This is a genomic window from Flavobacterium sp. Root186, from assembly GCF_001428525.1.
In the GTDB taxonomy this organism is placed as follows: Bacteria; Bacteroidota; Bacteroidia; order Flavobacteriales; family Flavobacteriaceae; genus Flavobacterium.
This window is the reverse complement of record NZ_LMHW01000011.1, coordinates 58,233-70,032: the sequence shown is the minus strand read 5'-3', so window position 1 is coordinate 70,032 and position 11,800 is coordinate 58,233. Positions and strand designations below refer to the sequence as shown.

Here is an 11,800-nt window from a genome sequence, read left to right as displayed (position 1 = left end):
ACTTATTTAGACGGACAACACATAAACTTAGATAAACATCAAAAAAAGTCACAAAACATACTCATATTATGAATTTCAATTCTAACAAATTATACCGCGTACCTTTGTATTATCATGTGGTTTTTTGGCTGACTTATTTCTTATTTAATACTTTTAGATGGGGAAGCTATTTTAATGACTATTTGTATTCACTAAAAACCAATTTACTGGGTTTCCCAATTCACATGACATTATGTTATTTGAATATTCTGGTTTTTATGCCGTATCTGGTGTACCGAAAAAAGTATGTGCTTTATATACTTGCCGTTTTATCTGCCATTTTTGCTATGGTATTGGTAAAATTTAATCTTACATATCTGTTAATCACACATAATGTATGGCCGGAAGGTCCGCAGACAATTGATAAACTGACACTTAATTATACCATTGATATGATGATGGGAGAATTGTATGTAATCACTTTTGTTACAGCAATCAAAATCACTTTAGACTTTTTAAAAGAACAAAAAAGAGTAACTGATTTGGAGAAATCGCAGTTGGAAACCGAATTGCTTTTTCTGAAATCTCAGATCTCTCCGCATTTTTTCTTCAACACTTTAAATAATATCTATTCTTTATCTGTAGAAAAATCGAATAAAACTCCGAAGATTGTTTTAAAACTTTCAGAATTAATGCGTTATATGCTTTATGATACAAGTGGAAAAAAGCAAAGTTTAGAAAACGAAATTTTATGCATTCAGAATTATCTGGATTTAGAAAGAATCAGAAACGACGAACGCCTGGAAGTTAACATGGAAGTTTCGGGAGAGATTCACGACAAAGAGATTTCTCCGGTAATTTTATTGACTTTTGTTGAAAATGCGTTCAAACACGGTGTAAATAAAAACACAGGAAAAGTTAGAATTAATATTGACTTTAAAGTAAAAGGAGATTTTCTGCATTTTACGATTTCAAACCCAACGCCAGAAATTACACAGCATCAGGATAATTTTAACAAGTCAAGTGGTATAGGTATCGAAAATGTTAAAAAAAGACTGGAATTAGGTTATAATAAAAGTGACTATAAGCTTTCTTTTAAAAATAAAAAGAATATTTTTGTCGTGAAGTTGGTGATTAAAGTAACCTAACACCACTTTTCCTCGTATATAAGTTTACCTGCTAAATTATTTCGCTCAAATAACATAAGATTATAGAAATGAAAATAAAATGTTTGATTATTGACGATGAGCCATTGGCAATCAATGTTATAAAAAACTATTTAGAGCCAGTTGAAAATTTTGAGGTAATAGATACTTTCAGCAATCCGATTGAGGGCTTAAATTTTCTGAAAAATAATAGAGTTGATGTTATTTTTCTTGACATAAATATGCCAGTTTTAGACGGAATTAATTTTATAAAAAGTCTTGAAAATCCACCTTTACTGGTAATTACAAGTGCTTACAGCCAGTTTGCAATTGAAACTTACGAACTGGATGTTTTAGATTATCTGGTAAAACCAATTGAATTTCCAAGATTAATGAAAACGCTGAATAAAATCAGCAAAAGGCTAGAAAATAAAACCAATTCTCCACAAGAAAACAGCACAGACAGCCCTTTTATTTTCGTTAAAATTGACAAAAAAAGAATGAAGAAAATTTTCTTCAACGAAATTCTGGTTATTGAAAGCTTAAAAGATTATCTAAAAATAAATACCTTAACGGGAAAATATATTATTCACAGCACATTATCTGACTTTACGGATTTATTACCGGAAAAAAACTTTTTAAGAATTCATAGATCATATACAATTGCAATTGATAAAATAGACGCCGTTGAAGGAAACAGCATTGAAATTGAAGGACTTAGATATGTCATTGGACGATCGTATATCGATCATGTGAAACAGAGAATTTTGAATTCTTCTATATAGTATTTAACGCAAAGAGCGCTAAGATTTATGCGGTTAAATTAAAAACAAAAAAAATGCAGCCAACCACGGCTGCATTTCAAAACTTGGTAACTAACCAAATAAACCACATGAAATAGTTTATTATATTTTAAAGATTCTCTTAGAAGAAATATCTCTTAAAAGCCTCGATTGCAGAGTAATCTGCTAAACCTAAAGCATGATATTTTTCTGCAGTTAATCTGTTTCTGTCTTCTGCTCTAATCCAGAATTCTCGGCTGTCATCGCCCTGGAACATTACACCATCTTTTTGAGACTGGTGATAGAAAATCGCGTGACGTTTTTTCAGTACCTGATCCGGACTCATTGGAACCGCCATTTCAATTTGGTATGTTTCCCACTCATGCCAGGCACCTCTGTACAACCAAACCCAGCAGTCATCCATAAAACTTTTGTGTTTCAATCGTTTCAAAGCTTCAAATAAGCTGTCCAGACAAACTTTGTGCGTTCCGTGCGGGTCAGCTAAATCTCCTGCTGCATAGATTTGATGAGGTTTTATTCTTTCGATGATATCGCACATAATTTGAATATCCGCTTCACCAAGGTTATTTTTCTTTACCGTTCCTGTTTCATAAAAAGGAAGATCAAGGAAATTTACATTAGAATCCGGCAAACCTAAATAACGTGTTGCTGCCAGAGATTCACTTCTTCTAATCAAACCTTTTAATTTTCTAACTTCTAATGAATCGATATCATTACTTTTTTTGTTTTTCAAAAAGTCAATAATCTTTTCGGCTTCAGTAGAATCACTATTTAATGCTTTTGTAATTTCAGCAAATTTTAAAGCTTCCTGATTCGAAACTGCAATATTTCCAGAAGTTTGATATGCAATATGAACATCATGCCCCTGCTCTACCAATCTATCAAAAGTTCCTCCCATCGAAATTACATCATCATCAGGATGCGGACTAAAAATGATAATTCTTTTTCTTTCCGGAGTAGCGCGCTCTGGCCTGTATGTATCATCTGCATTTGGTTTTCCGCCTGGCCATCCCGTAATAGTCTGCTGCATTTTGTTGAACATTTTAATATTCAAATTGTATGCAGTTCCTTCTTCGCTTAAAACACTCGACATTCCGTTATCGTTATAATCTTTGTCTGTCAGTTTCAGGAAAGGTTTTTTGGTCAATTCACTTAACCAAGCAACCGCTTTCAGTTTCAATTCGTCTGTCCAGATTACAGATTTTACTAACCAAGGCGTTTTTACCCTCGTTAATTCTGATGAAGCTTCGGTATCTAAAACAAATGTTGTGTTGTTGTGCTGTTGTAAATACGTCGCCGGAACCCGGGATGAAATTTCACCTTCGATTGTTTTCTTTATAATTTCTGCTTTGCTGATTCCCCATCCAAGAAGTACAATTCTTTTGGCATTTTTTACCGTACCAATTCCCATTGTAATCGCTTTTTTAGGCACATTATCAATTCCTAAAAATGATGATGCTGCATCAACACGCGTTAAGTGATCTAAAGTAATGCTTCTCGTTCCGGAATTTACGTGAGATCCCGGCTCGTTGAACCCTATATGTCCTGTTCTTCCAATTCCTAAAAGCTGAAAATCCAATCCGCCGTAAGCCTTAATTTTCATTTCATAATCAATACAATATTGCTGAAGATCTTCATTGCTGACACTTCCGTCAGGAATATTAATATTTTGAGGCAGAATATTCACATGATTAAAAAGATGCTCATGCATGAAATACCAATAACTCTGAATATCTTTTTTATCCATTGGATAATATTCATCTAAGTTGAAAGTTACTACATTTTCAAAGCTTAAACCTTCTTCTTTATGAAGACGAACTAATTCTTCGTATACTTTTATAGGAGAAGATCCTGTTGCCAAACCTAAAACGCAAGGTTCGTTTAATTCTTCTTTTCTCTGAATTATATTGGCGATTTCCTGAGCAACTAAAATCGAAGCTTCTTTAGACGAATCGAAAATTACATTGTGTATCTTTTCAAAACGCGTTTCTTCAAACTTTCCTGCTTCTTTGAAATTTATACTTTCTTTAATCATTTGCCTGTTGTTGTAATTATTTAGTATAAAATTAAATATTACATAATGTAAATAATCAAAAATTCGACTAATAACCTGTAAGCTTCGCTAAAAAACAAAATTGGAAACTTTAAGCAAAAAGATTACAAATCAAAAAGCAATTATAATGTTTAGATCACATTAATTTCTGCAATAGAAACCGTAGATCCCTTCGCTACCGCTGACTTGGCAACAAAACGAATATATCTCGCTTTAGTCTTTTTAAAAGTCTTAACCTGCTCGATTGGGTTGTGTTTAATATTCGAAAATTCACCTTCAGACTGCAATGTCCAGTTTACATTATCGGCACTCGTGTAGAATTCGTAATTGGATATTAAATTAAGATTATTGCCCACTTGCTGCGGTACATATGTAAAGCCGCTTATGGTTATAAGACTTCCCATATCTATCGTTATTTCCTGAGGAAGTTTATTGGTTTCATTTCCAAAACTCCAATCCGTATTTGGATTTCCGTCTATAATTCTATTTGCAGTACTCAAATCACCGCTTGAAGCCGTTACAATTTTCCAGTTTTCTTTTGATGCACCATATTTGGCTGTTTTTACAGCGCTGCTAATATTTTCTAAAGCATCAATAGTAGCTGCTTTTATTGTTACAGCTTTATTAACTCGAAATACACCTTTATATAAAGTACTTTTTTTCGTTGGATTTTTTCCGTCAAGCGAATAATAAACTGGATTTCCATCTTCAGATTTTATCGTTATATCGCCATTTTTATCACGCTGAATTTCCGGCATACGCACGAAAGTCGGCGCATTGTATGCCTGAATATTTGAAATAACAATATTTGCTTTTGAATCTGTAATATTAATTCTTAATTCCGATGCTTTAACTCTGTCGATTCTTAGAATTCTTTTGTAACCAATAGTCGTTTCGTTTGCAACGGTTTTCCAATTTCCATCAACTTTTGCTTCAACATTAAAAGCTTTTACGCGCTGCCCAAGTGCAATATATTCCTGAAGCAAAACCCGGTCTATGTCTGTAGGTTTGTCAAATTCAAAAGTTATCGAAGCTTTTTTTACATTGTCATCTGTTGCCCAATACGTGTTTTTATTTCCGTCAGCAGTATTTTTCCCTCCGAATATTTCACTGTTACCTCTAACATTATCAGCAGAAATTTTTGTTTTAGATAATAATTCGGTTTTAAAATCGGCTTTGATAGTTGCAACCAATTCTTTTAATCTCGCTTCGTCATTTTCGTGAACCAAACCTCTTTTATCAACCGGAAGATTCAATAATAAAGTAGCATTTCGACCAACCGATTCATAATAAATATCAACCATTTCATCCAGCGGACGCACTTTATCATCTTCAACCGAATGATAAAACCATCCCGGTCTGATCGAAACATCGGCTTCGCCCGGAACCCATTTTTCGCCATCTTCATGACCCGACATAAATTCGGTATAATGAACCTTTCCGGCCAATTCATCTTTTTGGCGTAAAAGCGACCAGTTTGTTTTTCCGGCACGGCCTTCTTCATTTCCAATCCATCTGGCTTCTGAAGGACCAACTCCCCAAACCAAAGTTTTAGGCGCGGTTTTATATATTAATTTATAGGTTTCATCCCAATTGTAATATTCAAGTGTATTTATTTTTCGGGTTTCATCGGCTCCGCCATAATAACCGTCACCGCCATTGGCACCGTCAAACCACATTTCGAAAACATCTCCGTAATTGGTCAATAATTCTTTTAGCTGATTTCTGAAATACGTAACATATTCCGGTTTGCCATAATCTGCGCGGCTTCTGTCCCAAGGTGAAAGATATAATCCTAATTTTAAGTCGTATTCTTTACAGGCTGCAGCCAATTCTTTAACCAAATCGCCTTTTCCGTTTTTCCATGGAGAATTTTTCACAGAACGTTCCGTATATGCCGACGGCCATAAACAAAATCCGTCGTGGTGTTTCGCTACCAAAATAATTCCTTTCATTCCGGCCGCTTTCACGATACGCGCCCATTGACGAACATCTAAATTGGTCGGATCAAACAATTCTGGAGATTCATCACCATAACCCCATTCTTTATTGGTAAAAGTGTTTAATGAAAAATGCACGAAAGCATAAAATTCCATTTCCTGCCAGTCGATTTGTTTTTGCGTAGGAAGCGGGCCAAAAGGTTTTGGAGCATTTGCCAATTCCTGACTTAAACCACTGGAAATTAAACCAAAAAAACATAAGGAAAGAAAAATATTTTTCATTGCTGATTCACTTAAATAGTCTGTAAATATAAATGTACTATAAATTGAAATGTCGCAATGCAGAATTTCGACCAACAACGGATTTGAATTGTTAATTGTTGATTATTAATTGTAAAAAAATCAAAAATCACACAAAGTATATTGTAGAGACGCACAGCAGTGTGTCTACACAACGAATAAAATGAGAATATTTATATTCTGGGTCTCAACCTGAAACTTGAAACTTGAAACAAAAAAACTTACCCCATTATGATTTGAATCATAAAATGAAGCTTTACTGCGGAATTAAATTTGTTGATATAAATTCTGAGGCCTTTTATTTCTTAGAATTTTAAATTTAAATCCTAATCAAATTATTCAAAATGAATCCACATCAAAAAGAGCTTATTAAAGCTACGATTCCAATTTTACGAGCGAGTGGCGAAGACCTTACCAATTATTTTTATGCCAGAATGTTTAAGCATCATCCTGAATTGCGAAATATGTTTAATATGGGAAATCAGGCAAACGGAAGACAAAAATCTGCCTTGGCAAATGCAGTTTTGGCTTACGCCGAAAATATAGACGATCCGTCAGTTTTAATTGGCGTATTAAAGGGAATTGGAACCAAACACCGAAGCCTTAATATTCAGCCGGAACAATATAAAATCGTAGGAACACACCTTATTGCTTCTATTGGAGAAGTTGTTGGAGAAGCCGCAACACTGCCAATTCTTGAAGCCTGGACAGTTGCTTTTTACGAACTTGCCGATATCATGATTAACCTTGAAAAAGATTTATACAAGGAAAATATCGAAAAACCCGGAAGCTGGAACGGCTGGAGAAAATTCGTCATTAAAAAAATTGTTGAAGAATCGGCTGAAATTAAATCCTTTTATCTTTATCCTGAAGACGGAAAAGAGATTGCTAATTTCCATTCCGGACAGTTTATCAGCGTTCAGGTTTTTGTGCCGGAACTGAATCTTTTACAGCCAAGACAATATAGTTTATCGAGTACTTTTAATCCTGAATATTACAGAATTTCGGTAAAAAAAGAAAGCGGAATTGCACCAAATCCAAACGGATGGGTTTCGAATACAATGCATTCAAAATCTGAAGGGGATATTATTTCGATTTCTTCTCCTGCAGGATTATTTCATTTAGAAAAAGATTCTGAAAATCCTTTAATATTAATAAGCGGCGGAGTTGGGCTTACGCCGATGTTAAGCATGCTGGAAACGAATTTGAATTCGATTCAAAATAAAAAAACAATCTGGATTCACGGTTGCAGAAACGAATCTGTTCATGCTTTCAAAGATCAGATTTTGGCTTTAAAAGAGGAAGCAAATGATCTGGAAACATTTACGTTTTATGATGCTGTAACACCTGAAAATACGATTTCAAATGAAGTAATTCAGGGTCGTGTTGATCTTCATAAATGCAAAGATTCTATTTTATTAGAAGAAGCCAGATATTATATCTGCGGGCCAGAAATGTTCATCAAAACGCAATATGAAGCGCTTATTAATTTAAACGTAAATCAGGAAAATATTTTCTACGAAGAATTTGGACCTCAGCTAATTAATTTGAATTAAAATGAGATTTGTCCGGTTTTATAATAGGAAATTATTAATTCAAATACTTCAAAATCTGACAACAACGTTTTTTATAACTTTAACCCTTGCCAGTATTAACTGCTCTAATAAATCTATTTTTTTATTTTTTTGGATGCGTTCCTGGCTGGTTGCTGCTTTAATTTCAAACCTGTTTTCATTTTTTATATTTTCAAATAAAAATAGATTCTTCAAATGAGTTTTATTCCTGCAAGGTTTGGGGAACCTTGCAAGAAATCAAAAAAGGGCTGTCTCGATTTTTTGAGACAGTCCTTTTTGATTTTATATATTTTGTTCCGTAGGAACATCTCATCGGTAGAAAATTATAATGTTATCATTGTTTACGTTCCTTAGGAACGTTTGATTTTTACAACGCTTTTTTATAATCTAACCTATCAAACGTTCCTACGGAACGTAAAATGTAGCGGATCTTTTTTTCTACCGACGAAACATTCCTACGGAATGATAATCAGTATCAAAAAATGATAAAATTAAGTTTTCTTTAAAAAACAAAAAAAAGCCTTCAGTACTCTGAAGGCTTTTGAATTACTAATTAACTTTTAGAAACTGAAAACTTGCAGGATCAGCGACTATTTTTCCATCTTTAAACTCAATTGAAATAATTCCGGCTTTTCTTGGCGAAACAGCACTTTCACTATAATGGGTATGCAAAACATAATGCATTTTATTGTCTTTATCCCAAAATACATCACCGTGGCCAATTCCGTTTTGTTTGGTATTTTTTCTGCTGATGATTGGACTATCAGTAGCTTTTTCCCAAGGCCCAAGCGGACTTTTACTTGTAGCGTAACCTACAGCATAATCAATATTTCTGAAATCATTTGCCGAATAAATCATGTAATACAAACCGTTGTGTTTTAAAACTGTTGGCCCTTCTGTAACCGGCCAGCTTACGTTTTGAGTGTTTTCCCAAAGCATAGTTCCGGAAATACATTCCGTTAAAGTTTCCGGTTTTATACTTTTAAAATCATCGTTTATTTCTGCGACGAAAATTCTGTTTCCGTTTGTTAAACGTACATGATACAAATATTTTTTTCCATCTTCATCAATAAAAATAAACGGATCAATTTGGTTTCCGGTTTTGATAATCGGCTCTTTTGAATCGCTTTTAAATGGCCCAAGCGGACTGTCGCTGGTAGCAACAGCAATGTTTTCATTCGCCGTATAAATCATATAAAATTTATTTTGATACGAAAGAATCTGCGGTGCCCAAAATCCTTTGTCTCCAAAAGCATCTCCTTTTTTTAAAGCCAGACCATTCTGTGCTCCAACCGGGCCTTTCCAGTCTTTTAAATCGGATGAGGTATAAACTTGAAACCCTTCTCCATTTGGAATGTCTCCGCTTGTAGTTCCATATAAATAAAAAGTTCCACTGTTGTAAAAAATGGTTGGGTCGGCCAGTAAAATTGCTGGTGCTGGTTTTACTTCTATTGGTTTTGTTTGGTTAGTGTCTTTTTCCTGCGAGCAGGCTGCGAAGACACAAAGTGATGTTATTAGGGATAGTATTTTTTTCATTTTTTGGTTGTTTTTAGTTGGTGATTTTAACCGCAAAGAGCGCAAAGAATTACGCAAAGCACGCAAAGAGTAAAAAAATAAGGAATTACTTTGCGTTCCTTCGACTTCGCTCAGGATGACAAAAAGTGATAAAAAAAAAACTTGGCGTCCTTTGCGTAATTCTTTGCGCTCTTTGCGGTTAAACTATTTTATTATTTCGTCGAAAACTGATAATAAGAAACCGTATGATATTTTTCTCCTACTTTCAAAACAATCGGTGCAAATTTTGGCTGATTTGGTGCGTCTGGGAAATGTTGTGTTTCTAGAGCAAAAGCCGTTCTGAAATCATCTTTTGAACCACTTTTAAAAGTATTTTTTGACTGCATGAAATTCCCGCTGTAAAATTGTAATCCCGGTTCTTCTGTAAAAATATCAAGCGTGATTCCAGATTTATCTCCGGAAATTGTTGCGGCATGATTAAGTCCGTTTTTCTTGGTTCCGTTTAGAACGTAATTATGATCGTAACCTTTTCCAAATTTCAATTGCTCATCTTTCGTTTCAATTCTTTCTCCAATGGTATGTTTTGAAGTAAAATCAAAAACTGTGTTTTTTACTGCTTTTAATTCGCCACTCGGAATCAAACCTTCGTCAACCGGAGTAAATTCATTGGCATAGATCTGTAATTCGTGATTTAAGATTGTGCCGCTTCCTTCTCCGTTTAAATTAAAAAAAGCATGATTCGTTAAATTGACAATTGTTGTTTTATCGGTTGTGGCTTCATATTCCATTTTTACCGAATTATCATCTGTAATCGTGTACGTTACTTTTACCGTTAAATTCCCGGGAAAACCTTGTTCTCCATCTGGCGAAACATAAGTAAACACTAATGTGTTTTCATTTGTTTTTTCAGCGTTCCAAACCACATCCTGAAAACCTTTTACACCGCCGTGCAAAGCATTTTTTCCGTTATTCAATGGAACTTGGTATTGTTTTCCTTCCAAAGTAAATTTCCCTTTTCCAATTCGGTTTCCAACTCTTCCAATTGTGGCGCCAAAATAAGGTTCTGTAGAAGTTTTAAAACCTTTTGCGCTGTTCATTCCAACTACAACATCGGTTGGTTTTCCGTCTTTATCATTAATCCAAAGTCCAATTAACCTTCCGCCATAATTGGTAAAAGCAGCTTTGATTCCTTTGTTTTCTATCCAGTATAAATTGACTTTTTTACCGTCGATAATTGTATCGAAATTTTTAGTTTCTAAAACAGTTTTTACTGAATCTGTTTGTGTTGTAGTAGTTTCTGTTGATGCTGCATTTTCTTTTTTATTGTCTTTGCAGTTGAATTGAAAAAGTGCCAGTAAAACAACCGCAGCGATTTGAATATTTTTCATCTTTATGTCATTGCGAGGAACGAAGCACTCGAGCGCCAGCGAACTGAGCGTAAGCTAATCTCATCCTCTAGTTAATGTTTTTATTTTGAAGGAATTGCCAGTTTGGTTTCTTCACTTACGGGTTCCCCTAAAACCGGAAATCCGTTGGCATCCCAATCAATTTTCTGCATTCTTGGTGATCTTTTATTTCCGCAGCCTTCACCCGGATTTGAATTGGCGTGATACAAAATCCAATCTTCTTTTCCATCAGGAGATTTAAAGAACGAATTATGTCCCGGTGCATAAACCTTATTTTTATCTGATTGTTTGAAAATTGGCTTGGGAGATTTTTTCCACACCGAGGCATCCAATAAATTATCGCCTCCGTTAAAAGTTAATAATCCCAAAGAGTAAAAATCTGTCCAGCAGCCGCTTGCCGAAAACACTATGAAAATTTTACTATTTCTTTCTAAAAACTGCGGCCCTTCGTTTACATTTACCTGTGCCGGATTTACGTCATCATGTAATGCGCCATGCATTTCCCAGTCGTTTGTTGGTGCGGAAATCATAACTCTTTCACCATCAATTTCTAGCGGATTTTTCATTTTGGCGATGTAAATATTCTGTTGTCCGTTGGTATCGCCTTCCCAGCCAGCCCAAATCATATAAAGCTGTTTTTTATGTTCGAAGACATTTCCATCAATTGCCCATTTATCTGTTTTTGCAGCAATTTTTCCTTTAAATTCAAAATTTCCTTTAAACGGATCTGATGCTTTATTTTCTAAAACATACATTCTGTGATTGTTGTTATCGCCATTGTCTGCGGCAAAATAACAGTACCATTTTCCATTTATGATATGAAACTCCGGTGCCCAGATTTCTGCCGAATAATTCGTATTTTTTGGCGGTGTCCAAATCACTTTGCTTTCAGCATTTTTGATATCTGATAAATCTTTTGTTTTCCACAAAACCAAACGATTTCCTAGTGTATTGGTGTAATAATAATAGCCTTTGTAATACGTGCTGTATGGGTCTGCGCCCGATGGCAGAATGGGGTTTGTGAATGTTTTTTGCTGAGCAAAACTCATTGTTGTGAGCAGAAAAAGAATTAGGTATTTTTTCAT

The 11,800-nt window shown here is 34.6% G+C and carries 8 protein-coding genes; 3 read left to right on the top strand and 5 right to left on the bottom strand.

What is annotated here, in order from left to right:
• The first annotated feature begins 68 nt into the window (after positions 1 to 68).
• The gene (locus tag ASD98_RS09435; protein WP_056203429.1) at positions 69 to 1,127 is read left to right on the top strand and encodes a sensor histidine kinase; all 1,059 of its coding nucleotides are present in this window, start codon (positions 69 to 71) and stop codon (positions 1,125 to 1,127) included.
• Between the two features lie 68 nt (positions 1,128 to 1,195).
• On the top strand, positions 1,196 to 1,909 hold the full coding sequence (locus ASD98_RS09430) for a LytTR family DNA-binding domain-containing protein (RefSeq protein WP_056203426.1): 714 nt from the start codon (positions 1,196 to 1,198) through the stop codon (positions 1,907 to 1,909).
• 139 nt (positions 1,910 to 2,048) lie between these two features.
• Here the strand turns inward: ASD98_RS09430 and nagB are convergent, their stop codons facing one another.
• Complete coding sequence (nagB, locus tag ASD98_RS09425) at positions 2,049 to 3,962, bottom strand: glucosamine-6-phosphate deaminase (RefSeq protein WP_056203423.1); 1,914 nt, start codon at positions 3,960 to 3,962, stop codon at positions 2,049 to 2,051.
• A 149-nt stretch (positions 3,963 to 4,111) separates the two neighbouring features.
• Positions 4,112 to 6,202, bottom strand: a complete 2,091-nt coding sequence (locus ASD98_RS09420) for an alpha-L-fucosidase (RefSeq protein WP_082577825.1) — start codon at positions 6,200 to 6,202, stop codon at positions 4,112 to 4,114.
• Positions 6,203 to 6,564: 362 nt separating this feature from the next.
• On the opposite strand from ASD98_RS09420, the gene hmpA reads away from it, so the two are divergent.
• Positions 6,565 to 7,776: an NO-inducible flavohemoprotein gene (hmpA, locus tag ASD98_RS09415; RefSeq protein ID WP_056203419.1), complete on the top strand. Its 1,212-nt coding sequence runs from the start codon at positions 6,565 to 6,567 to the stop codon at positions 7,774 to 7,776.
• 567 nt (positions 7,777 to 8,343) lie between these two features.
• On the opposite strand, the gene ASD98_RS09410 is transcribed toward hmpA, so the two are convergent.
• From ASD98_RS09410 to ASD98_RS09400, 3 genes are all read right to left on the bottom strand, one after another.
• On the bottom strand, positions 8,344 to 9,330 hold the full coding sequence (locus ASD98_RS09410) for a glycoside hydrolase family 43 protein (protein ID WP_056203416.1): 987 nt from the start codon (positions 9,328 to 9,330) through the stop codon (positions 8,344 to 8,346).
• 191 nt (positions 9,331 to 9,521) lie between these two features.
• Positions 9,522 to 10,697 carry an aldose epimerase family protein gene (locus ASD98_RS09405; RefSeq protein WP_056203412.1) on the bottom strand — a complete coding sequence of 392 codons (1,176 nt, stop codon included), beginning with the start codon at positions 10,695 to 10,697 and terminating at the stop codon, positions 9,522 to 9,524.
• Between the two features lie 80 nt (positions 10,698 to 10,777).
• Positions 10,778 to 11,800, bottom strand: coding sequence for a family 43 glycosylhydrolase (locus tag ASD98_RS09400; protein WP_056203409.1), 1,023 nt, complete (start codon positions 11,798 to 11,800; stop codon positions 10,778 to 10,780).

Excerpts from the sequence above, each read along its gene's own strand:
- ASD98_RS09435 (WP_056203429.1), top strand. The coding sequence starts at position 69 with ATGAATTTCAATTCTAACAAATTATACCGCGTACCTTTGTATTATCAT.
- ASD98_RS09430 (WP_056203426.1), top strand. The coding sequence starts at position 1,196 with ATGAAAATAAAATGTTTGATTATTGACGATGAGCCATTGGCAATCAAT.
- nagB (WP_056203423.1), bottom strand. The coding sequence starts at position 3,962 with ATGATTAAAGAAAGTATAAATTTCAAAGAAGCAGGAAAGTTTGAAGAA.
- ASD98_RS09420 (WP_082577825.1), bottom strand. The coding sequence starts at position 6,202 with ATGAAAAATATTTTTCTTTCCTTATGTTTTTTTGGTTTAATTTCCAGT.
- hmpA (WP_056203419.1), top strand. The coding sequence starts at position 6,565 with ATGAATCCACATCAAAAAGAGCTTATTAAAGCTACGATTCCAATTTTA.
- ASD98_RS09410 (WP_056203416.1), bottom strand. The coding sequence starts at position 9,330 with ATGAAAAAAATACTATCCCTAATAACATCACTTTGTGTCTTCGCAGCC.
- ASD98_RS09405 (WP_056203412.1), bottom strand. The coding sequence starts at position 10,697 with ATGAAAAATATTCAAATCGCTGCGGTTGTTTTACTGGCACTTTTTCAA.
- ASD98_RS09400 (WP_056203409.1), bottom strand. The coding sequence starts at position 11,800 with ATGAAAAAATACCTAATTCTTTTTCTGCTCACAACAATGAGTTTTGCT.